This window comes from Teichococcus aerofrigidensis (assembly GCF_054073225.1).
Map to the genome: position 1 here is coordinate 40,665 of NZ_JBSXMU010000002.1, position 20,998 is coordinate 61,662.

Here is a 20,998-nt window from a genome sequence, read left to right on the forward strand (position 1 = left end):
GGTGTGGCGGTGTAGCTCAGCTGGTTAGAGCACGGCACTCATAATGCCGGGGTCGGCGGTTCAAGTCCGCCCGCCGCTACCATCATCCCCGCCGGCATCCCCGCCGGTCAATCCCTTCCTCATCGCGCCATAGCGCAGGATGCTGGCTCCGGCGGCATGATGCGGCAAGGGTCGGCCATGCCGCGCCCGGTAGGCGGCATCGAAGGCCGCGCCTTCTAGGGTCTCGCAGTGATCCAGATGGCGCAGCAGCACGCGTTCGGCCCGCCGGGACGAGGCATGCCGGCGGCGCAGATAGCGCCAGAGCAGCAGCGCGTTCACGCTCCAGGCATCATAGGCATGCTCGCGCAGGCGCTGGCGTATGGCGGGCGGCAGGGCGTCGAAGGCCTCCCAGTCCGGGCCGGGATGGCGGAACCACATCTGGTCCCGCAGCGTGCGGTCGTTGCTCATTCTGCTACGATATAACATAGCACAATGATGGCCAATAAAGACGGGAGGGCCCGCGCCCTCCCGCCTGCTTCAGAGCGCGCGGTTGGCGCGGGCCACCACGGCCTCGAACAGCACCTGGCAGCCGGCCGCGGCCTCTTCCGGCAGGATGCTTTCCGCCTCGTTGTGCGAAAGCCCGTCCTTGCAGGGCGTGAAGATCATCGCCGTCGGCACGCTGCGGGCGACATAGACCGCGTCATGCCCCGCACCGGAGACGATCTCCCGCGTCGAATAGCCGAGCTTGGCCGCGCCCTGGCGCACCAGATCGACGCAGGACGGATCGAAGGGCTGGGCGGGGATGCGGAACAGCTCCGTCAGCTCCAGGGCGCAGCCATTCTCCTCCACCAGCCTGCGTGCCTCGGCGGGGAAGCTCTCCGCCAAGCCGTCGATCTCCGCGTCCACGGGGTGGCGGAACTCGACCGAGAAGCGCACCTCGCCGGGGACCACGTTGCGGCTGTTCGGCGACACCTGGAGGAAGCCCACCGTGCCACGGCCGTCCTCGCCGCGCGCGCGCATCAGCGCGTCGACCTTCTCGATGACGCGCGCCGCGGCGACCAGCGCGTCGCGCCGGGCGGAGGGGGGCGTGGTGCCGGCATGGGAATCCTGGCCGGTGATCGTGGCGTCGTACCAGACCTGCGCCTGGGCGCCGGTGACGACGCCGATCTGCCGGCCCTCCTTCTCCAGGATCGGGCCCTGCTCGATATGCAGCTCGAAATAGGCGTCGGCGGGGAAGGGGCGGGCGGGATGCTCGCCCTTGTAGCCGATGGCCTCCAGCGCCTCGCCGACTTTGACGCCTTCCACATCCTCCAGCGCATAGACCTTGTCGAGCGTATAGATGCCGGCCCAGACGCCGCTGCCCATCAGCGAATGGCCGAACCGGCTGCCCTCCTCGTCGGTCCAGTTGACCAGCTCGATCGGCGCCTCGGTGACGATGTTGAGGTCCTTCAGGCTGCGCATCACCTCCAGCCCGGCGATGACGCCGAGCGCGCCGTCGAACTTGCCGCCCGAGGGCTGGCTGTCGAGATGGCTGCCCATGAGCACGGGCAGGCGGCTGCTGTCGCGCCCCTCGCGCCGGGCGAACATGTTGCCGATCGCGTCCACCCGGACCGTCAGGCCCAGCGCCTCGCACCATTCGGTGAAGCGCTGCCGGCCGGCCTTGTCCACCTCTGTCAGCGTCAGGCGCCGGACGCCGCCCTTCGCCGTGGCGCCGATGGTCGCCATGTCCATGAGGGTGTCCCAGAGACGCTTGGCGTCGATCCGCTGATTGGTGCCTGACATCGTGACCTCTCGCTGGTGCAGGGGGCTCATCTTGCCGGCTCGGCACACCTCTGCAAGCCTGCCCGGGCCAATGGTCCGGAGTCGCCGCCCGGAGACACCGCGCCGGGGGGATGGTCCAGGGAGTTTCCGACATCTCCAGCCTCGCCGCAGCGCCATCCTCCGATCGGCGGACGGGCTTCGCCCTCCTCCTGGTCACCGCGACCGGATGGGGCTTCACCTGGCCGGTCCTGAAGACGGTGCTGCAGGACCTTCCGCCGCTGGCCGCACGCGGCAGTGCCGCGCTCCTGGCGGCGGCCGGCCTCGCCATCGCCGCGATGCTGATGCGCCTGCCGCTGCGGGTGCCGCGCGGCGAATGGTCCAGCCTGGCCCTGGCTGCCCTGCTCAACTTCAGCGCCTGGATGGGCCTCTCCACCCTCGGCCTGACCTGGCTCTCCTCGGGAGAGGGCGCCATCGTCTCGGCCACGCTGCCGGTCTGGACGACGCTCCTGGCCTGGCTGATGCTGGGGGAGAAGCCCGGCGCCGCGCAGACCCTGGCGCTGCCGCTCGGCCTGCTGGGAGTCGTGGTGCTGGTCGGCGGCCAGCCGCTGGGCCTGGGGCTCGGCAAGCTGCCCGGCGTGGCGCTGATCCTGGCCGCGGCGCTCTGCTTCGGGACCGGCGCCGTGATGAGCAAGCGCCGGCCGCTGCGGCTGCCGCCGCTGACCCAGGTCGTCTGGCAGGTCGGGCTGGGCTGTCTGCCGATCCTCGGCGCATCCTGGCTGGCGGAGAGGCCGGAATGGGGCCGGGTGTCCGTCCTGGGCTGGGCCGGCGTGATCTACATGGCCGTGCTGCCGCTTTCCGTCTGCTACATCACCTGGTTCGCCGCGCTGCGGCGCCTGCCGGCCGGCATCGCCGCCATGGGCACGCTGCTGGTGCCGGTGCTGGCGGTGCTGGCCGGGGTGCTGCTGCTGGGCGAGCCGCTCGGCTGGCAGCATGCCGTGGCGCTGGCGCTGATCCTGACCAGCATCCTGCTGGCCTCCCGCCGCTGAGTGGCGGCCCCGGCGCCGCCGGGCTATGAGCCGCGGCATGGATCTCCCCCAGGCCGCCCCCCTCGACCGCCCGCAGGACCGCCCGGTGTTGCGGCTGCTTCCCGGACGCGACCGGCGTGTCAGGGCCGGCCACCCCTGGGCCTTCTCCAACGAGATCGCCATGGGGCCGGCGGCGCGCGGCCTGGCGCCCGGCCTGCCGGTGCGGCTGGTGGGCGATGACGGGCGGCCCTACGGCACATGGCTGTTCAATCCCCACAGCCTGATAGCCGCCCGCTTCCTCTCGGAGGACCCAGGGGTCGAGCTGGACCTCGACTTCTTCACCGCACGCCTGGCGGAGTGCCTCGCGCTCCGGAGCGCCCTCTACCCGGACCCCTACTATCGCCTCGTGCATGCCGAGGCCGATGGCCTCCCCGGCCTGGTCATCGACCGCTATGGCGACGTCCTGGCGATACAGGCCAATACGGCGGGCATGGACCGGGCCTTGCCGCTGCTGGTGGAGGCTCTGTCCCGGCTGATCGCCCCGCGCGCCATCGTGGCCCGCAACGACGCGCCGGCCCGCAAGCTGGAGGGCCTGCCGGACAGCAGCGGCCTGCTGCTGGGCGAGGAGGCCACGGCGCACGTCCGCGAGGGGCGGCTGGATTTCTCCATCGACCTGCTGTCCGGTCAGAAGACCGGCTGGTTCTTCGACCAGCGCGACAACCGGGCCCGTGTTGCCTCCCTGGCCCGGGATCGCAGCGTGCTGGATGCCTTCTGCCATACCGGAGGATTCGGGCTGGCGGCGGCGGCGCAGGGCGCGCGGAGCATCGAGTTGCTCGACCGCAGCGAACCCGCCCTGGCCCTGGCGATGGACACGGCGGCCCGCCACGGCTTCGGCGAGATCGTCTCGGCCCGGCGCGGGGACGCGATGGTGGTGCTGGAGGAGATGCTGGGCGCGGGCCGGCGCTATGGCCTGGTGGTGGCCGACCCGCCGGCCTTCGCCAAGCTGCGCAAGGATCACGCCGTGGCGCTGCGGGGCTATGCGCGCCTGGCCAGGCTGGCGGCGGGGCTTGTCGAGCCCGGAGGCTTTCTCTTCATCGCCTCCTGCTCGCACCACGTCTCGACCGGCGAATTCACCGACGCCATCGCCTATGGTCTCGGCCGTGCCCGCCGGCCGGCGCGGTTGCTGGCCACCACGGGCGCGGGGCTGGACCATCCGGTGCATCCGATGCTGCCTGAAAGCGCCTATCTCAAAGGTTTATTGCTGCATCTTCCCGCATGATATCAGAACGACTGGTGCGCAGTTTCCACCAGACGCGCTACGAGGCCGGCGGCGCGACCGCGCGGATCGGCCGACGCAGCCCCTCGATGCGGGCCCTTCTCCAAGCGCAAGGCCAGCGTCAGGGCGCTATCATAACGGCCTGGAATCCGCTGGCCCGCCGCCATCCCGAGGGTTGGAACCGCCGTGCTCAGATGCGCCTGGAGGCCCTTGCACGGCGTGTTCCGCTGATCAGAGGCGCGGGATACGGGCAGGGATGGCGCGAGGAGCATTGCCTCATCGGATGCAGTACGCGCAAAGCCCTCAAACTGGCGCGGCGATTTCGCCAACTGGCCATTGTAGTGATCCGTCGGGATGGCCTGGCCCAGCTGAAGTGGCTGCGGCACTGAATATGGAATATTGTTTATATTCAGGTACTTAAAAGGCTTTTGTTCAATCCTTGTGTGAAATTCAGGCTTTGGCGCTGTCCTGGAGGGCTCGGGAGGGCTGAAGCCCATCCCGAATCTCGATAGAGTTCTTTAATACCTTGATTCTGAAGTATTATGCGGCCGACCATCCGCCGTCGATGGACAGTGCGGCGCCATTGATGCTGCTGCTTTCCGGACCGCAGAGGAACAGCGCCATCCGCGCCACCTCCTCCACCTCGACCCAGCGCTTGCTCGGCTGCTTGACGAGGAGGAAATCCTTCAGGGCCGCCTCGGGCGTGATGCCGTGCTTCTCGGCGAGCGCCGTCACCTGCTTCTCCGCCAGGGGCGTGCGGACGAAGCCCGGGCAGACGGCGTTGCAGGTCACGCCACTTTCCGCGATCTCCAGCGCCACGGTCCGTGTCAGGCCGACGACGCCGTGCTTGGCGGCGACATAGGCGACCTTCTCCGGCGAAGCGACCAGGCCATGGATCGAGGCCACGTTGACAATGCGGCCCCAGCCCCGCGCCTTCATGCCGGGCAGCAACGCCTTGATCGCGTGGAAGTTCGAGGAGAGGTTCAGGGCGAGAATGGCGTCCCACTTCTCGTCCGGGAAATCCTCGACCGGGCTGGTGAACTGGATGCCCGCATTGTTGACCAGGATATCGACCTGGCCGAGGACCGCCTCCGCCTCCTGGCACAGGGCGCGAATCTCCTCGGCTTTCGAGAGATCGGCCGCGGAATGGGCGGGCTCCGCACTGTTGCCGGCCTTGGCCACCTCCCGCCGCGCCTCGGCGATCTGCTCCGGCGAGCCGAAGCCGTTCAGCATCACCTTGGCGCCCGCCCTGGCGAGTGCCTTGGCGATGCCGAGGCCGATCCCGCTCGTGGAGCCGGTGATCAGGGCGCCACGGCCCTCGAGGGTCTTTTCCATGCGATTCTCCTTATTGTATCGCGGGCGATGGTCAGGGGAGCCGGCCCAGCCAGGAGGCGAGTTGCCGCAGAATGGGCGAAAACCGCTGGCCGGCGTAGGGTTTATCGGCCGCCAGCCGGGCCGCTTCCGCGAGGCTTGGCCAGGGCAGATCGAGCGTGGCCAGTTCATGGAGCCGCACGCCGCGCTCGAGCGCCAGGGTGAAGAGGGCGCCGAGTTCGCCCACGCCATCCCCCACGGCGGCGGCGCCCAGAAGCGTCCTGCCCGGACCGAGCACCAGTTGAACCTCGCCTGTCATCGTCCCTCCGGCCAGCGTCGCATCAAGGCCGGAGAAGTCCTGCCGCAGGACCTCGACCTCCCGGTGGCGCTCGCGGGCCTGTTGCGCCGTCAGCCCGACACGGACCAGTTGCGGCGTGGTGTCCAGCCGCAAGGGCAGGCGGGCATAGTCCAGCACGGCCCGCCGCCGGAACAGCATGGAGCGGGCGATGACCTCGGCATGGCGTGCCGCCAATCGTGTGAAGCGGCGCGGCCCGAGCCCCTCGGGATCGGCGACATTGCCCGCTGCCCAGACCCGGCGGTTGCTGCGGCTCCGCAGGTCCCGCCCGGTGGCGATGCCGCGCTCGCTGGCGGCGATGCCGCCGGCCGCCAGGTCGAGGGGCGCCAGCCGTGGCGTCTCGCCCAGCGCGATCAGCAGGTGGCTGCCCTCGATCCGCGCCCCCTCCGCGGTGAGCAGCGCGATGCCGGCTCCGGTCCGTTCCGCGGCCAGGACGCGCGTGTTCTCATGCAGCCCCACGCCATCCCGCCGCAGCGCCTCCCGCAGCGGCAGCCGCAGCTCCGCATCCTCCTGCGCCAGGAGGTTGGGCGACGCCTCGATCAGGCTGACGCGGCTGCCAAGCCGCGCGAAGGCCTGCGCCGCCTCCAGCCCCATGGGCGTGCCGCCAAGAACCAGCAGGTGCGTGGGGAGGGCGGGCAGCTCCGCCAGTCCGTCCGGCGTGCACCAGGGCGCGTTCACCAGGCCGGGCAGATCCGGAAGAAGGGGTTCACAGCCCGCCGCGATCACGGCACGGCGAAAGCGGTAGCTCCTGTCGCCCGCCTGGATGCGATCCGGTCCCGTGAAGAAGGCGCGCGCGCCGATCACCTCGATCCCGTGGCCCGCCTCCTGGCCCTCCCCATGGCCCTCCCCGTGGCCCGCCAGCTCCTGCAGCGCCGAGCGGCCGGCCGAGCCCGCCGCCGTGGCCGCGAGGTGGTGGCGGAGCCGGGGCCAGTCCACCGTCACGCCCTCGGCCACGATGCCGAGGTCGCGACCCTGGCGGAGGCCCTGCATCCGATGCGCGGCGGCGAGCAGGGCCTTGACCATGATGGCGGCATCGGCCGGGCGGCGGTGGTCGGCCGGGGCGCGCTCGAACACCGTGACCTTGCGGCCGAGCCCGGCGGCCATGGCGGCAACGGAGAGTCCGGCGGCACCGGCACCGATGATCGCCACGTCCAGGTCACGCATCTTCGCTCGTCTCCTCCCCCAACCTCGCGGCGGATGGCCGCCGCCGAGTCCCATGCGGCGCGGCAGGATGCCGGCCGGGCGCGCCGGCACAAGTGGCGGCGGCGAAAGGGGTTGCGCAAGGGGGGAGGGTGGCGTGCCGGAGCCTCACCGGCCGCCGTCGGGGCCTCCATGGTTGACGGCGCGTGATGCGCCTCACTATACGTCCCCACCTTCGCCGGCTGCCCTCGCGGGATGGCCGGCCTGTGCCGTGACATAACCGGGCGTTCCGGGTAGGGCGGCCCGGTTGGACCTTATTTCGGAGTAGCGCGTCGTGAAGCGTACCTATCAGCCCTCCAAGCTCGTCCGGAAGCGCCGGCACGGTTTCCGCTCGCGGATGGCGACCGTCGGTGGCCGCAATGTTCTGGCCAACCGCCGCGCCAAGGGCCGCAAGAAGCTCTCGGCCTGAGCCTTCGGGCCTGCATCGCGGAGGCGCTCATGGCGGCCTCGCCGCCCCGGCTCAAGCGGCGGCGCGAATTCCTTCGCGTCGCCGGCAAGGGCGGCCGCGCCGCGCGGCCGACCCTGTTGCTGCAGGCCCTGCCCGGCACCGGTGCCCCGCTGCGCGTCGGCTTCACAGCCACGAAGAAGCTGGGCAATGCCGTGGTCCGCAACAGGACCAAGCGTCGCCTGCGTGAGGCGGCGCGCCTGACTCTCGGTGCCGGGGCGCCGGCCGGCTGGGACCTGGTCCTGGTGGGGCGCGAGGGAACCCGGAAGCGACGCTTCGATCAGCTGCTGGCGGATCTGCGCGGAGCCTTGCGTCAGGCCGGCGTCCTGCAGCCATGAACCGCCTGCGGCCGGGAGGACCCGGCCCGGCGGCCACGGTCCTGAAGGGCGCGGTCCGTGCCTATCAGCTGACCCTGCGAGGCGTGATCGGCAGTCATTGCCGCTTCCATCCGCATTGCAGCGCCTATGCGATCGAGGCCCTGGATCGGCACGGCGCGCTCCGGGGCAGTTGGCTGACCGCCCGGCGCATCCTGCGTTGCCATCCGTGGCATCCGGGTGGATATGACCCCGTGCCGGCGGTGACGGAGCCGGAGACGACATCCGCGGCGCCCGCTGAGGCGCCTTCCTCCCCTTCGCCGCCCTCGGTGGCGCACAAGAAGGCCTGACGGCACGGATCCGATGGACCAGAAGCGACTCTTCGCCGCGATCGCGATTTCGATCGGCATTCTCCTGGCTTTCGACCTCTGGAAGCGGGAGACCACGCCGGCGCCCGAAACCTCGCCCGCGGCCATCAGCCAGCAGGCCCCGGCTTCCGGCTCCGCCCCCGCCTCGGGAACGCCCCAGGCCGTCGCACCGGCCAATCCGGGCTCGGCGGACGCCACGGCCGCGGCCGCGGCCAATCTGCCGCCGCCGGAACGGCTCAAGATCGACAGTCCGCGCCTGGCCGGCAGCGTGCTGCTGCGCGGCGCCAAGCTGGATGACCTGGTGCTCCGCGACTATCGCGAGACCACGGCGCCGAACTCCCCGCTGGTCCGGCTCTTCGCGCCGCGCGAGGAGGTCCAGCCCTACTTCGCGCAGTGGGGCTGGTCGGCGGCGGATGGCCGCACCCGCGTTCCCGGCAACGACACGGACTGGACGGCGAGCGGTGGTCCGCTCGGCCCGGACAGCCCGGTGACGCTGAGCTGGGACAATGGCCAGGGCCAAGTCTTCCGCATCGTCCTGAGCCTCGACCGCAACTTCATGTTCCGCGCCGAGCAGAGCGTCGTGAACAACGCCGCCGAGCCGGTCTCCGTGCTGCCCTGGCAGCGGATCCGGCGCGAGTCCACGCCGCATGTCGCCGGCTACTATATCCTGCATGAAGGCTTCGTGGGCGTGCTGGGCGGCCGGCTGAACGAGCAGACCTTCAAGACCGCCCGCAGCGACGCGACCAATGGCATCGCGCTCCAGCAGGACACCCAGGGTGGCTGGGCCGGCTTCACGGACAAGTACTGGCTCTCCGCCATCGCGCCGGTCGACACGGCCGCGACGCTGCGGGCCAGCTGGCGCCACCTGACCGAGAACGGCCAGGATCGCTGGCAGGTCGATTTCGCGGCGCCGCAGGCCCAGACCGTGGCGGCCGGGGCGACGGCGACGATGGACACCCGCCTGTTCGCCGGCGCCAAGGAAGTGCACCTCCTGGACATGTATGCCCGGGAACTCGGCATCACCGACTTCGACAAGGCCATCGACTTCGGCTGGTTCTACTTCCTGACCAAGCCCTTCTTCTACGCGCTCGACTGGCTGTACAAGCTGTTCGGCAACTTCGGCGTGGCCATCCTGGTCTTCACGGTGGCGTTGAAGCTCGCCTTCTTCCCGCTCGCCAACAAGGCCTACAAGTCTATGGCGCGCATGAAGGACATGGCGCCGAAGATGACGGAGATCCGCGAGCGCTATAAGGACGATCCGGCCAAGGCCCAGGCCGAGATGATGGCGCTCTACCGCACGGAGAAGATCAATCCGGCGTCCGGCTGTCTGCCGATCCTGATCCAGATCCCGGTCTTCTTCGCGCTCTACAAGGTGCTCTTCGTCACCATCGAGATGCGCCACGCGCCCTTCTTCGGCTGGATCCACGATCTCTCGGCGCCGGACCCGACCAACCTGTTCAACCTCTTCGGGCTGATCCCGTGGGATCCGCCGGCGATGCTGCATATGCCGGTCTGGGCGATCATCATGGGTATCACGATGTTCGTGCAGCAGAAGCTGAACCCGACGCCGCCGGACCCCATCCAGGCCAAGATCTTCACCTGGATGCCGGTGATCTTCACCTTCATGCTGGCCAGCTTCCCGGCCGGCCTGGTGATCTACTGGTCGTGGAACAACCTGCTCTCCGTGGGCCAGCAGTACTACATCATGCGGCATGAGCGGGCGGCCCGGCGGCAGCAGAAGGCCCTGGGCAAGACCGCGAAGGCCAAGGGGTGAGCGCCGGCGGGCTGCTGGAGGCGCGCGACGACGAGGCGCGCGCCGCCCTGATCGAACAGGGGCGGCTGCTGTTCTGCCGCCCCTGCAACTTCTTCTTCGCGGCGCAGCGGCTGGACCAGCTCCCCGAGGTCTCGCTGCCCGAGGTGGCCTTCTGCGGCCGCTCCAATGTCGGCAAGTCCTCCCTGGTCAACGCGCTCACCGGCCAGAACAGCCTGGCGCGGGTCTCGAACACGCCGGGGCGCACCAAGCAGCTGAACTTCTTCGACCTGGGCGGCCGCCTCGTGCTGGTGGACATGCCTGGCTACGGCTACGCCCAGGCCTCCCGCAGCGTGAAGGAGGACTGGCAGGGCCTGATGTTCGACTACCTGCGCGGACGTCCCAATCTGCGCCGCGTGGTACTGTTGCTGGATGCGCGCATCGAGACCAAGGCCTCCGACCGCGCCGCCATGGAGCTTCTCTCCGAGGCGGCGGTGACCTTCCAGATCGTGCTGACCAAGGCTGACGACGCCAAGCCCTTCTGGCTGAAGCAGCGCCAGGAGGAGGCGGCCGCCCTTGTCAAGCAGCACACGGCCGCCCACCCGCTGGTGATCACCACCAGCAGCGAGAAGGGCACCGGCATCGACCTGCTGCGCGCCGAACTCTCCTCCCTGGCCGAGCCGGAGTAGCCGGGCCACCCCGGTCCCGCGCGGCGGCAGGCCCTTGACCCTGCGGCGCCTGCCGTCTTAGAGGCGCCTGTCTGCAGCTTGGCGGAAGGAACGCCCATGACTGAGAATGCGCGCGACCAGATGGAGATTCTCGCCCGGGCGCTTCCGTTCCTGAAGCGATATGACGATCAGATCGTCGTCGTGAAGTATGGCGGCCACGCCATGGGCGAGGAGGAGAGCGCGCTGCGTTTCGGCCGCGACATCGCGGTCCTGGAACAGATGGGCGTCAATCCGGTCGTGGTGCATGGCGGCGGCCCGCAGATCAATTCCATGCTGAAGCGGCTGAACGTGCAGTCGACCTTCGTGCAGGGCCTGCGCGTCACGGATGCGCAGATGGTGGATGTGGTGGAGATGGTCCTCTCCGGCACGGTGAACAAGCAGGTCGCGGGATGCATCACTCGCGCCGGCGCCATCGCCGTGGGCATCTCCGGCAAGGATGGCGGGCTGATCCGGGCGCGCAAGCTGCAGCGGACCTACCGGGACCCTGACAGCCAGATCGAGAAGGTTCTCGATCTGGGCTTCGTCGGCGAGCCGGAGCATGTCGATCCGCATGTGCTGGAGCTGCTGATCGCCGCCGATATCGTGCCGGTGATCGCGCCCGTGGGCGTCGGCGCGGACGGGCAGACCTACAACGTAAATGCCGACACCGCGGCCGGCGCCATCGCCGGGGCGTTGAACGCCTCGCGCCTGCTCATGCTGACCGATGTCGCCGGGGTGCTGGATGCCGAGAAACGCCTGATCCCCGAGATGACGGTGGCCGAGGTCCGGGCGGGCATCGAGGCCGGCTGGATTTCCGGCGGGATGATCCCCAAGGTCGAGACCTGCATCTACGCCATCGAGCGCGGCGTGAAGGGCGCGGTGATCGTCGATGGGCGCGTACCGCATGCCGTGCTGATCGAGCTGTTCACCAATGGCGGTGCGGGGACGCTGATCCGTCCCTGAGGCGTGGCGGCCGGCGTTGACACCGCTCGCCACGCCTCCGATACCGGCGGCAGAGATTTTCCGAGCAGGATAGCCGCCATGTCGCTTGCCGCCACCATCGAAGCCCTCTGGGAACGTCGCGCCGATCTCTCGCCCGCCACGAAGGGGGCGGACCGGGAGGCGGTGGAGGCGGCGCTGGAGCTTCTGGACAGCGGCAAGGCACGCGTGGCGGAGCCGGACGGGGCGGGCGGCTGGAGGGTCAACCAGTGGCTGAAGCAGGCGGTGCTGCTGTCCTTCCGGCTGGAGGAGTCCGCCGTCATCCCGACCGGCTTCGGCGCCTATGACAAGGTGCCGCTGAAGTTCGCCGGCTGGGGAGAGAACCGCTTCCGCGAGGCCGGCTTCCGCGCCGTGCCGGGCGCGGTGGTGCGGCGCTCGGCCTATATCGCGCCCGGCGTGGTGCTGATGCCTTCCTTCGTCAATCTCGGTGCCCATGTCGGCGCCAACACCATGGTCGACACCTGGGCGACGATCGGCTCCTGCGCCCAGATCGGTGCGAACTGCCACATCTCCGGCGGCGCCGGGATCGGTGGCGTGTTGGAGCCCCTGCAGGCCAACCCGGTGGTGATCGGCGACAACTGCTTCGTCGGCGCGCGCTCCGAGGTGGCGGAGGGCGTGATCGTCGGGGAGGGGAGCGTGCTGGCGATGGGCGTCTTCCTCGGCGCCTCCACGAAGATCATCGACCGCGGCACGGGCGAGGTCTTTATCGGCAAGGTTCCGCCCTATTCCGTGGTGGTGCCGGGAAGTCTGCCCGGCCGCCCGCTGCCGGATGGCACTCCGGGGCCGAGCCTCTATTGCGCGGTCATCGTCAAGCGCGTGGATGCGCGCACGCGGGAGAAGACCTCGATCAACGAGCTGCTGCGCGACTGAGTCGGCCTCGGCCGTGAGCCACGAGGGGATGCGGGAAGGGGACATGGTCCTTCCCCGCATCGTGGCATGTCCCGCCTGTCTTCATGAGATGAGCGGCACGGATTGCCTCACAGGTTCCGCTGTCCGGCGGCCGGTAGCGATCTCGTGCTTCCATATTGAAAGTGCTTTGCTTCTGCCTTGATCGGAATTCATAACGGCTCTGTTGAATGCGGAGGCAGCAAGTGCAGGCTGATGGATTGCCGGATAGCGTAAACTATTGTCGGCAAAACCCACCATTTCCGTCTCGGGCACGACATGATACTTTACCTGGCCATGTCGTCCTGGCCCGTGGGGAGGCTTAGCACTCGAGATGACCGCCCGGGTTCTGGTTGTGGATGACATCGCTGCCAACTTGCCGCTTCTCGAGGCCCGGTTGAACGCGGAGTATTATGAGGTCGCGCTGGCCTCTTCGGGCCCGGAAGCCCTGGTCAGGGCGCTCGACTGGCTGCCGGACGTCATCCTGCTCGATGTCATGATGCCGGGGATGGACGGCTACGAGGTCTGCCGCAAGCTGAAGTCCAATCCGGCAACGGCCCATATCCCCGTCGTCATGGTCACGGCGCTCGTCGACCTGGCCGAGCGGGTGCGGGGGCTGGAGGCCGGAGCGGACGACTTCCTGTCCAAGCCCGTGGACCACACTACGCTCTTCGCGCGCCTGCGCGCCCTGCTGCGCATGAAGCAGGTTCTGGACGCCTTCAGGGTTCGCGTGGAGGCTGCCCATGATCTGGGCTTCGAGCCACAGTCGCGCCCTTCCGAAGACATCACCGGCGCCTCGATCCTGCTGGCGACGGAGGACGTGAACGAGGCTGAGCTGATCGGCGGTGTCATGCGGGAGGATGGGGTTTCCCTGGCTGTCGCCCGGGACGGCGCGGAGACCTGGGCTCTGCTGAACCATGGCAGCTTCGATCTGGTCCTGCTCAGCCTTTCACTGGATGAGGGGCAGGGACTGCGCCTGGCATCCCGCCTGCGGGCGCAGGCGGGGATGCGCGATCTGCCGATCCTGCTGATCGGCGACTCTGACCAGCGGGCGCAGGTGTTGCGTGGCTTCGACCTCGGGGCGAACGACCACGTCCTGCGACCGGTGGATGCGAACGAGCTGCGGGCCAGGGCTCGCAATCAGGTGCGCCGCAAGCGGTACCAGGAGCAGCTGCGTTCCGATCTGGACCGGTCGCTGGAGATGGCGGTGACGGACAGCCTCACCGGCCTGCGCAACCGGCGCTATGTGACGCGGCATCTGGAAGGCCTGCTGCGCAACGGGGATACCGCCCTGCTGCTCATCGATGTCGACCGGTTCAAGTCGGTCAACGACACCTATGGACATGCGGCGGGGGATGAGGTCCTGCGGGCCGTGGCGGCGCGGATGAAGGAGCATATCCGGGCCATCGACGTGGTGGCGCGCTTCGGCGGTGAGGAGTTCGTCATCGCCATGGCGGGCGCGACGGAAGCCGAGGCCATGCAGGTCGCCGAACGTCTGCGGGGGGCGATTTCCGATGAGCCGGTGATGACCGCCCAGGCCCTGCCGCTGCCCATCACCGCCAGCATCGGCGTGGCCCTGGCGGTGCAGGGTGAGGGGCTGTCGCGGCTGGTCAGCGCCGCCGATGCCGCTCTCTACCGGGCCAAGGCCCTGGGCCGCAACCGCGTGCAGCTGGCCACGGCCGACGACTGGAGCAGATAGCCTGGCTGACGCCGGGCAGCCAGGCGCCACATGCGGAAAAGGCCGCACCCTCCTCGGACGCGGCCTTCCCGGCGGTTGCCGCCCGGCTGGGGTGCTTACTTGATCTTGGATTCGCGGAAGGCGACGTGCTTACGCACGACCGGATCATACTTCCGCATCTCCATCTTCCCGGTGGTGTTGCGGGTGTTCTTCTTGGTCACGTAGAAGTACCCGGTGTCAGCCGTGCTGACGAGCTTGATCAGAATGGTGTTCGACTTGGCCATAACGTTCTTCCGTGGGCGCCTTGAAGCACCTCAAGCCGGGGGCACAAAGCCGCGCACCCGGGTGCGACGCGAGAGGCCGCAACCTAGCCATCCTGTGCGGCCAGTCAAGCCGATTCAGGGGCCGGCCGCCGCCTGATAGGCCGCGGGATGATCGATCAGGTAGCGCGCGGCCTCCTGATCCCACGGGCGGCCCTCGGCCGGGGGACATTGCGCCCGGAGGGCGGCGACCTCGCTGGCCGGAACCGGGGCCCGGGCCTGGCGAAGGCGTTGCAGGACGGGCGCCATGGGAGAGGTGCCCTGCGACAGGGCCTGCAACGCGCCTCGCAGCGAGTCCGCTCCCAGGCTGGTGCAGACGGCCGGGATGATCCCCAGCCCCTGCACCGGCCAGCCCAGGGGGGCGAGGACGCGAGACCAGGAGACCAGCACCTCCGCGCCATTGGCCAGCGGATAGACGATCTGGATCAACCCCTTGCCCAGCGTCGCGCTGCCCACGACGACGGCCCGGGCCCGATCCGAAAGGGCGGCGGCGACGATCTCGGCGGAGGAGGCGGTCCGCCCGTCCACCAGCACCACCACGGGCCGGCCCCGCGCCAGGTCGTGGCCGCCGGCTTCCCAGACCCGGCGTGCCTCGGGGTGGCGGCCGGCCGACTGGGCGATGACGCCCTGGGTCAGGAAGGCATCCGAAACGGTCATGGCCTGCCCGAGCAGGCCACCCCGGTTGCCCCGCAGATCCAGCACGACGCCGCGTGGGGGCGTCGGGCCCGAAAAGGCCGAATTGAGCGCCTCGATGATCCACTCGGTGGTCATGGTGGAGAAGGCGCGCAGATGGAGCCAGAGGATTCCCTCCGACCATTCGGCCCGCAGGGCCTGGCCACCCTGGCTGTCCCGCTGCAGCACCAGCGTGAGCTGCTGCCGCCCCCGGCGCAGCGTCAGCTCGACCGAGCTGCCGGAGGGCCCCTCCAGCAGCTCGGCGGCCTGGCTGATGCGGCGGCTGGAGACGGGCACGCCGTCGATGGCCAGGAGAACATCACCCTCCCGCACGCCCCCTTGCGCAGCGATGCTACCAGGGTTCAGGACGGCGATGACGAGGGCGCCGCGCTGCCCCGCCGCCAGGCGGAAGCCCAGGCCCGACTGCCCGACCCGGCGCTGGCGTGCCGCCTCGGCCTCCTCCGCGTCGATGTAGCGGCTGTAGGGATCGAGGTGGTTGAAGATCTCGTCGAAGCCGGCCTGCAGCATGCGGTTCGCGCCGGCACGCTGCAGGGTGGCCGAGGCGTTCCAGGCCTCGATATAGAAGCGGAGCAGCATCTCCGCCGCCCGCGACGCCTGCTCATCCGCCAACGCCTGCGCCGCAGCGGCGGGGAGCAGGCCGGAGAGCGGCCGCTCGCCAAGCAGCCGTCCCTGCGGGGAGAGCGCCAGGGTGCCGCCCTGGACCTGGACAGCCAGCCCGGGATCGACGGCCGAGAGGCCGCGGAGCGACCAGAGCACCAGGTCCGACGGCGCGGCGGGTTCGAGGTGGCGCTCGAGGATCGCGGAGAGGCCCTCGCGCAGGATGATCTGGACCTGCTGGCGCTGGAAGCCCTGCCCCTGCTGGGCCGATGCCCCGGAGGGCAGGCCGAGGCCGGCGAGAAGCATGGCGAGGAGCAGGCAGGCCCGGACTGAGCGCCAGGTCACGGTCAGGCCGGCCGGGCGCCACGTTGCTTGCCGGTACCGCCGCTGCGCAGGCGGCTTCGGCGGGCGCCGGGCGAAGGAAGCGGGGCCTGCGCCAGATGGAAGACCAGACCGCCGGTCAGCGGCATGGCCTCGGCGAGCCGCAGCGACACGGGCTGCCCCAGGGCAAAGGAGAGCCGCGTGAAGCGTCCGGAAAGCCGATGCGCGGCTTCCGTATGAGTCCATTGATCGTCCGGCAGGGATGACAGGGGCACGAGTCCGCTCGCGCCATTCCCCTTTACCGTGACGAAGAGGCCGAAGCGTGTCACCCCCGAAATCCACGCCTCGAACATGTCCCCAACGCGGGACGCCATGTGGCTGGCGAGATATCGCTCCACCGCCTCACGCTCGGCGGCCGCGGCGCGGCGCTCCGCGGCGGTGATGCGCTCCGCCGTGTCCTGGAGCGCCACAGCCTCCGCCTCGCGCAGCCCGTCGGGCCCGAGCCGCAGCCCGCGGATCAGCGCCCGGTGCACCAGCAGGTCGGCATAGCGCCGGATGGGGCTGGTGAAATGCGCGTACCGGCCGAGGGAGAGGCCGAAATGCCCGATATTCGTCGTGTCATAGGCCGCCTGGGACTGGCTGCGCAGCACGGCCTGGTGCACCAGCGATTCCGTGGCGTCCCCCTTGGCCGCCTCCAGGAGAGCGGCGAAATCCCGCGCGCGCAGCCCCGGCGTGGCGGGCAGGTCCAGCGCGAGCGCGGCGAGGAGCTGCCGCAGGCCTTCGAGCCTGGAATCCGACGGCCGGTCATGCACCCGGTAGAGGCCTGACTGGCCGAGCCGCTCCAGTTCCTCGGCGGCGCAGACATTGGCGGCGATCATGACATCCTCGATCAGCCGGTGCGCCTCCAGCCGGGGACGCGGCGAGACATCCAGCACCTGCCCATCCTCGCTCAGGCGGACGCGGTGCTCCGGAAGATCCAGGTCCAGGGTGCCGCGTCGCTCGCGGGCGAGCCGGAGCGCGGCATGGGCACCCCGCAACGCGTCGATGCGCGGTCGGAGGCGGCCGATGGCCTCCCCCTCCAGCGCCTCCACCTCATCGTAAGTCAGCCGCGCCGCCGAGCGCATCAGCCCGCGGCCGAAGCGGTGCGCCCGCTTCGCACCCTCGCCGTTGAAGTGCATCTCCACGAAGAGGCAGCCGCGATCCTCGCCCGGGCGCAGGCTGCACCAGCCGTTGGACAGCGCCTCGGGCAGCATCGGCACGACGCGGTCGGGGAAGTAGACACTGTTGCCGCGCAGCCGTGCCGCCTCGTCGAGGGTGCTGCCCGGCCGCACGTAATGCGCCACATCGGCGATGGCGACGACGACGCGCCAGCCCCCCGGCTCCGCCTCGGCCCAGACGGCGTCGTCGAAGTCCCGGGCATCCGCGCCGTCGATGGTGACCAGCTCCAGCCCGCGCAAATCCTCGCGGCCGGTCAGGCCCACCGGCCCGGCCGCCGCCGCCTCGGCCAGGGCGGCCTCGGAAAATTCGCAGGGCAGGCTGTGGCGATGGATGCACAGCAGGGAGATGGCGCCCGGGGCCTGCAGCGGGCCCAGCCGCTCGACCACCCGGGCCGGCCGCAGCCCGGCGCGCCCCGCCGGCAGGGGTTTGGCCAGCACCAGCTCGTCCTCGGCCGCGCCGGCCGCGTCCTCCGGAGCGATGGTCCAGCCGGCCTTCTGGCGCCGGTCCGTGGGCAGGAGCTGCCCCTCGCGGTACAGGCCAAGGATCCGGCGGGCGGTGGCGAAGCCGAGGCGGCGGAAGGTCCGGCCCTCATAGCGCCCGCCGCCGATCGGGCGCAGCCGCGCCACCACCCTCTCGCCGGGCATCAGCGCCGGCTGGCCGCGCCGCTCCGGGCGCATGACGATGAGGGGCGGCCGGCCTGCCTCCGGCTCCCAGTCGAGGGGCCGGGCCAGCGGCTCGCCATCGGGGTCGATGCCGCTCACCTCGACGGCGAGCATCTCCGGCAGGCCGTCATGGCCCGCCCGCTGGACCGTCGCGCGGTCCAGCGCGCCTTCCCGTTCGAGCTCGCGCAGCAACGCGCGCAGGGCCGGACGCTGCTCCGTGCCCAGGCCGAAATGCCGCGAGATCTCGGTCTTGCCCACCCGTCCGGGCGCGCTCCGCAGATAGCGGCGGAGGGTGTCCAGGCTGGGCAGGGCCGGCGCCGGGCCCCGCCTGTCCCTCGGGCCGCCCTCCACGCCTCAGGCCTTGACCTTGGGCGCCGCCCGCTTGGCGCCGGCCTTGGCGGCGCGGGGTTTCGCGGTGGTCGAGGCCTTCGCGCTCGTGGCCTTTGCACCTGTGGCCTTTGCACTCGTGGCCTTCCGGGTCGTCGCGGGCTTCGCGGCGGCCTTCCTGGGGCCTTCCGCCTCGACCGAGGCGGCGGCCTTGCGCACCGGCGTCTTCCGCGCGGTCTTGCGGGCGCCGGGGGCGGGCAGCTTCTTCCCCTTCTCCGCCAGCAGCGCCACGGCCTGATCGAGGGTGACATCCTCCATCTGCGTGCCGCGCGGCAGACTGGCCACCATGCCGGCATGCTGGGCGTAGGGGCCGAAGCGGCCGCGCTTGATCTCCACCGGCGTGCCATCCTTCGGATGCGGCCCGAGAGCGCGCACCTTGGCCTTGGCATCGGCCAGCAGGGCGACCGCGCGGTTGACGCCGATGGTCAGCACGTCGTCGTCACGGTCCAGGGACTTGTAGATGCTGCCCATCTTCACGTAGGGCCCGAAGCGGCCGATGGCGGCGCTCATCTCCTCGCCGGTCTCGGGATGCAGCCCGATGAGGCGGGGCAGGGCCAGCAGCGCCAGGGCCCGTTCCAGGGTCACCCCTTCGGGATCCATGCCGCGCGGCAGGCTGGCGCGCTTGGGCTTGATCGCCTTGCCCTTGGCATCCGTCTCGCCCTCGCCAAGCTGGGCGTAGACGCCATAGGGACCCCGGCGCAGCGTGACCGGCGCGCCGGTCACGGGATCCGAGCCCAGCTCCTTGATGCCGCCCGCCAGCGCGCCTTCGGCCTCGCCCTCCGCATTGGGCACGGCCAGCGGCCTGGTGTAGCGGCATTCGGGATAGTTGGAGCAGCCGATGAAGGCGCCGTTCCGCCCGAGGCGCAGGCCGAGCCGGCCGCCGCTGCAGGACGGACAGGCGCGGGGATCGCCGCCCTCGGCGGGCTGCGGAAAGAAGTGCGGACCCAACTCCTCGTCCAGCGCATCGATCACGGCACTGATGGTCAGGTCCTTGGTGGCGCTGACCGCGGCGTTGAACTCCTCCCAGAAGGCGCGCATCACCGCGCGCCACTCGGCCCTTCCGCCGGAGATGTCGTCCAGCTGCTCCTCGAGGCTGGCGGTGAAGCCGGTATCGACATAGCGCTCGAAGAAATTCACCAGGAAGGCGGTGACGAGCCGGCCCCGGTCCTCGGGGATGAAACGGCGCTTGTCCAGCCGCACATACTCGCGGTCCTGCAGGGTCTGCAGGATGGAGGCGTAGGTGGAGGGCCGGCCGATGCCAAGCTCCTCCATCTTCTTGACCAGGGAGGCCTCGGAATAGCGGGGCGGCGGCTGGGTGAAGTGCTGGTCGGCCTGGGCGGCGGTGAGCTTCGCCGGGTCCTGCTCGCGCATCGGCGGCAGGATGCGGCTGTCCTCATCCTCGGCGCCGGCGGCATCGTCGACATCCTCGCGGTAGAGCTTGAGGAAGCCGTCGAAGGCCACCACGCTGCCGGTGGCGCGCAGCCTGGCGCGGCCGGCCGCGTCGGCCAGGTCGACGGCGGTCTGGTCCAGCTCGGCCGATTGCATCTGGCTGGCTACCGCCCGCTTCCAGACCAGCTCGTAGAGCCGACGCTGCTCGGGCGTCAGGTGGCGGGCGACGCTTTCCGGCGTGCGGGAGACATCCGTCGGGCGGATGGCCTCGTGCGCCTCCTGGGCGTTCTTGGCCTTGGAGGCATATTCGCGCGGCGCGGCGGGGATGTAGTCCGGGCCGAACTGCGTCTTCACGTGGTCGCGGATGGCGCCGATCGCCTCACGGGCCATCTGCACGCCATCCGTCCGCATGTAGGTGATGAGGCCGACCGTCTCGCCCTGGATGTCCACCCCTTCATAGAGCTGCTGCGCCAGCCGCATGGTCTGCTGGGCGCCGAAGCTGAGCTTGCGTGAGCTCTCCTGCTGCAGGGTCGAGGTGGTGAAGGGAGCGGGCGGATTGCGGCGGACCCGCTTCTTCTCGATGCTGGCGACGCTGAAGCGGCCGGCCTCGACGGCGGCCTTGGCCCGCATGGCGGAGGCCTCGTCCGGCAGGTCGAACTGCTCCAGCCGCTTGCCGTCGAGCTGGGTCAGTCGCGCCGTGAAGGGGGCGCCGGCGGCGGTCAGGAAACGGCCCTCGACGGTCCAGTACTCGCGGGCGCGGAAGGCCTCGATCTCGGCCTCGCGCTCGCAGATCAGGCGCAGCGCGACGGACTGGACGCGCCCGGCCGAGCGGCTGCCGGGCAGCTTGCGCCAGAGCACGGGGGAGAGGGTGAAGCCCACCAGATAGTCCAGCGCCCGCCGGGCCAGATAGGCCTCGATCAGCGGGGTGTCGAGATCCCGCGGATGCGCCAGCGCATGCTGCACGGCGCGCTTGGTGATCTCGTTGAAGGTGATGCGGTGAACCTGGACGCCCTTCAGGGCGCCCTTCTGGCGCAGCATCTCCTGCACGTGCCAGGAGATGGCCTCGCCCTCGCGGTCGGGGTCGGTGGCGAGATAGAGGTTGCGCGCGCCCTTCACCGCCCTGGCGATGGCGGCGACCTGCTTCTCCCCCCGGTCCTCCGCCGTCCAGTCCATGGCGAAGTCGTCCTCCGGGCGGACGCTGCCATCCTTCGCCGGCAGGTCGCGGACATGACCGAAGCTGGCGAGGACGGTGAAGTCCTGGCCCAGGTACTTATTGATGGTCTTCGCCTTGGCCGGCGATTCGACGACGACGACGTCGGTCATGGCGGGTGCTGTATGCTCTCTGATGGCGACAGGCA

At 70.3% G+C, this 20,998-nt stretch carries 19 protein-coding genes and 1 tRNA gene; 12 read left to right on the forward strand and 8 right to left on the reverse strand.

Annotated elements, in window-relative coordinates; all coding sequences use genetic code 11:
* Window positions 1-5: 5 nt before the first annotated feature.
* A tRNA-Met gene (locus tag ACVMLK_RS01015) sits at window positions 6-82 on the forward strand.
* Here the strand turns inward: ACVMLK_RS01015 and ACVMLK_RS01020 are convergent.
* Together ACVMLK_RS01020 and ACVMLK_RS01025 are read right to left on the reverse strand one after the other, a co-directional pair.
* Window positions 61-447, reverse strand: a complete 387-nt coding sequence (locus ACVMLK_RS01020; protein WP_457485355.1) for a DUF6525 family protein — start codon at window positions 445-447, stop codon at window positions 61-63. The genes ACVMLK_RS01015 and ACVMLK_RS01020 overlap by 22 nt on opposite strands.
* Window positions 448-516: 69 nt before the next feature.
* Window positions 517-1,761, reverse strand: a complete 1,245-nt coding sequence (locus ACVMLK_RS01025) for a Zn-dependent hydrolase (RefSeq protein ID WP_198364869.1) — start codon at window positions 1,759-1,761, stop codon at window positions 517-519.
* A 110-nt stretch (window positions 1,762-1,871) separates the two neighbouring features.
* On the opposite strand from ACVMLK_RS01025, the gene ACVMLK_RS01030 reads away from it, so the two are divergent.
* Genes ACVMLK_RS01030 through ACVMLK_RS01040 form a run of 3 tightly spaced genes read left to right on the forward strand, consistent with a single transcriptional unit; the run spans window position 1,872 to window position 4,430 of the window.
* Window positions 1,872-2,786, forward strand: coding sequence for a DMT family transporter (locus ACVMLK_RS01030; RefSeq protein ID WP_457485356.1), 915 nt, complete (start codon window positions 1,872-1,874; stop codon window positions 2,784-2,786).
* Window positions 2,787-2,823: 37 nt separating this feature from the next.
* Window positions 2,824-4,044, forward strand: a complete 1,221-nt coding sequence (locus ACVMLK_RS01035) for a class I SAM-dependent rRNA methyltransferase (RefSeq protein WP_457485357.1) — start codon at window positions 2,824-2,826, stop codon at window positions 4,042-4,044.
* Entirely contained in the window at window positions 4,041-4,430 is a 390-nt protein-coding gene (locus ACVMLK_RS01040; RefSeq protein ID WP_457485358.1) for a DUF3293 domain-containing protein, read from the forward strand. Before ACVMLK_RS01035 ends, ACVMLK_RS01040 begins: the two co-directional genes overlap by 4 nt.
* Before the next feature lie 151 nt (window positions 4,431-4,581).
* Here ACVMLK_RS01040 and ACVMLK_RS01045 read toward each other — a convergent pair whose 3' ends face one another.
* Together ACVMLK_RS01045 and ACVMLK_RS01050 are read right to left on the reverse strand one after the other, a co-directional pair.
* Window positions 4,582-5,376, reverse strand: coding sequence for a 3-hydroxybutyrate dehydrogenase (locus ACVMLK_RS01045; RefSeq protein ID WP_198364873.1), 795 nt, complete (start codon window positions 5,374-5,376; stop codon window positions 4,582-4,584).
* 31 nt (window positions 5,377-5,407) lie between these two features.
* Complete coding sequence (locus ACVMLK_RS01050) at window positions 5,408-6,871, reverse strand: dihydrolipoyl dehydrogenase family protein (protein ID WP_457485359.1); 1,464 nt, start codon at window positions 6,869-6,871, stop codon at window positions 5,408-5,410.
* Window positions 6,872-7,181: 310 nt separating this feature from the next.
* Here ACVMLK_RS01050 and rpmH point away from each other — a divergent pair, with 310 nt between their 5' ends.
* From rpmH to ACVMLK_RS01090, 8 genes are all read left to right on the forward strand, one after another.
* Window positions 7,182-7,316: a 50S ribosomal protein L34 gene (rpmH, locus tag ACVMLK_RS01055; protein ID WP_198364875.1), complete on the forward strand. Its 135-nt coding sequence runs from the start codon at window positions 7,182-7,184 to the stop codon at window positions 7,314-7,316.
* A gap of 29 nt (window positions 7,317-7,345) precedes the next feature.
* A complete protein-coding gene (gene rnpA / locus ACVMLK_RS01060; protein WP_422924190.1) occupies window positions 7,346-7,690 on the forward strand; it encodes a ribonuclease P protein component in 345 nt (114 codons plus the stop codon).
* Complete coding sequence (gene yidD, locus ACVMLK_RS01065) at window positions 7,687-8,016, forward strand: membrane protein insertion efficiency factor YidD (RefSeq protein ID WP_198364877.1); 330 nt, start codon at window positions 7,687-7,689, stop codon at window positions 8,014-8,016. The genes rnpA and yidD overlap by 4 nt, the downstream gene beginning before the upstream one ends.
* Window positions 8,017-8,029: 13 nt before the next feature.
* On the forward strand, window positions 8,030-9,808 hold the full coding sequence (gene yidC / locus ACVMLK_RS01070) for a membrane protein insertase YidC (protein ID WP_457485360.1): 1,779 nt from the start codon (window positions 8,030-8,032) through the stop codon (window positions 9,806-9,808).
* A complete protein-coding gene (yihA, locus tag ACVMLK_RS01075) occupies window positions 9,805-10,473 on the forward strand; it encodes a ribosome biogenesis GTP-binding protein YihA/YsxC (RefSeq protein ID WP_198364879.1) in 669 nt (222 codons plus the stop codon). The genes yidC and yihA overlap by 4 nt, the downstream gene beginning before the upstream one ends.
* Window positions 10,474-10,569: 96 nt before the next feature.
* A complete protein-coding gene (gene argB / locus ACVMLK_RS01080) occupies window positions 10,570-11,454 on the forward strand; it encodes an acetylglutamate kinase (RefSeq protein WP_198364880.1) in 885 nt (294 codons plus the stop codon).
* Window positions 11,455-11,532: 78 nt separating this feature from the next.
* Window positions 11,533-12,360, forward strand: coding sequence for a 2,3,4,5-tetrahydropyridine-2,6-dicarboxylate N-succinyltransferase (gene dapD, locus ACVMLK_RS01085; RefSeq protein WP_232476816.1), 828 nt, complete (start codon window positions 11,533-11,535; stop codon window positions 12,358-12,360).
* A gap of 349 nt (window positions 12,361-12,709) precedes the next feature.
* Entirely contained in the window at window positions 12,710-14,074 is a 1,365-nt protein-coding gene (locus tag ACVMLK_RS01090) for a PleD family two-component system response regulator (protein WP_457485361.1), read from the forward strand.
* Window positions 14,075-14,169: 95 nt separating this feature from the next.
* Here ACVMLK_RS01090 and rpmG read toward each other — a convergent pair whose 3' ends face one another.
* The 4 genes from rpmG to topA all read right to left on the reverse strand — a co-directional run bounded on the left by rpmG (window position 14,170) and on the right by topA (window position 20,963).
* Entirely contained in the window at window positions 14,170-14,337 is a 168-nt protein-coding gene (rpmG, locus tag ACVMLK_RS01095) for a 50S ribosomal protein L33 (RefSeq protein WP_198364882.1), read from the reverse strand.
* 114 nt (window positions 14,338-14,451) lie between these two features.
* Window positions 14,452-16,008, reverse strand: coding sequence for a S41 family peptidase (locus ACVMLK_RS01100; RefSeq protein ID WP_457485362.1), 1,557 nt, complete (start codon window positions 16,006-16,008; stop codon window positions 14,452-14,454).
* A 2-nt stretch (window positions 16,009-16,010) separates the two neighbouring features.
* Window positions 16,011-18,122, reverse strand: a complete 2,112-nt coding sequence (locus ACVMLK_RS01105) for a ribonuclease R family protein (RefSeq protein WP_457485363.1) — start codon at window positions 18,120-18,122, stop codon at window positions 16,011-16,013.
* A 96-nt stretch (window positions 18,123-18,218) separates the two neighbouring features.
* Entirely contained in the window at window positions 18,219-20,963 is a 2,745-nt protein-coding gene (gene topA / locus ACVMLK_RS01110) for a type I DNA topoisomerase (RefSeq protein WP_457485364.1), read from the reverse strand.
* Between the last annotated feature and the right edge of the window lie 35 nt (window positions 20,964-20,998).

What these genes read in the sequence shown, in the direction of transcription:
- ACVMLK_RS01020 (WP_457485355.1), bottom strand. Translation starts at nt 447, where the DNA reads ATGAGCAACGACCGCACGCTGCGGGACCAGATGTGGTTCCGCCATCCC.
- ACVMLK_RS01025 (WP_198364869.1), bottom strand. Translation starts at nt 1,761, where the DNA reads ATGTCAGGCACCAATCAGCGGATCGACGCCAAGCGTCTCTGGGACACC.
- ACVMLK_RS01030 (WP_457485356.1), top strand. Translation starts at nt 1,872, where the DNA reads ATGGTCCAGGGAGTTTCCGACATCTCCAGCCTCGCCGCAGCGCCATCC.
- ACVMLK_RS01035 (WP_457485357.1), top strand. Translation starts at nt 2,824, where the DNA reads ATGGATCTCCCCCAGGCCGCCCCCCTCGACCGCCCGCAGGACCGCCCG.
- ACVMLK_RS01040 (WP_457485358.1), top strand. Translation starts at nt 4,041, where the DNA reads ATGATATCAGAACGACTGGTGCGCAGTTTCCACCAGACGCGCTACGAG.
- ACVMLK_RS01045 (WP_198364873.1), bottom strand. Translation starts at nt 5,376, where the DNA reads ATGGAAAAGACCCTCGAGGGCCGTGGCGCCCTGATCACCGGCTCCACG.
- ACVMLK_RS01050 (WP_457485359.1), bottom strand. Translation starts at nt 6,871, where the DNA reads ATGCGTGACCTGGACGTGGCGATCATCGGTGCCGGTGCCGCCGGACTC.
- rnpA (WP_422924190.1), top strand. Translation starts at nt 7,346, where the DNA reads ATGGCGGCCTCGCCGCCCCGGCTCAAGCGGCGGCGCGAATTCCTTCGC.
- yidD (WP_198364877.1), top strand. Translation starts at nt 7,687, where the DNA reads ATGAACCGCCTGCGGCCGGGAGGACCCGGCCCGGCGGCCACGGTCCTG.
- yidC (WP_457485360.1), top strand. Translation starts at nt 8,030, where the DNA reads ATGGACCAGAAGCGACTCTTCGCCGCGATCGCGATTTCGATCGGCATT.
- argB (WP_198364880.1), top strand. Translation starts at nt 10,570, where the DNA reads ATGACTGAGAATGCGCGCGACCAGATGGAGATTCTCGCCCGGGCGCTT.
- dapD (WP_232476816.1), top strand. Translation starts at nt 11,533, where the DNA reads ATGTCGCTTGCCGCCACCATCGAAGCCCTCTGGGAACGTCGCGCCGAT.
- ACVMLK_RS01090 (WP_457485361.1), top strand. Translation starts at nt 12,710, where the DNA reads ATGACCGCCCGGGTTCTGGTTGTGGATGACATCGCTGCCAACTTGCCG.
- rpmG (WP_198364882.1), bottom strand. Translation starts at nt 14,337, where the DNA reads ATGGCCAAGTCGAACACCATTCTGATCAAGCTCGTCAGCACGGCTGAC.
- topA (WP_457485364.1), bottom strand. Translation starts at nt 20,963, where the DNA reads ATGACCGACGTCGTCGTCGTCGAATCGCCGGCCAAGGCGAAGACCATC.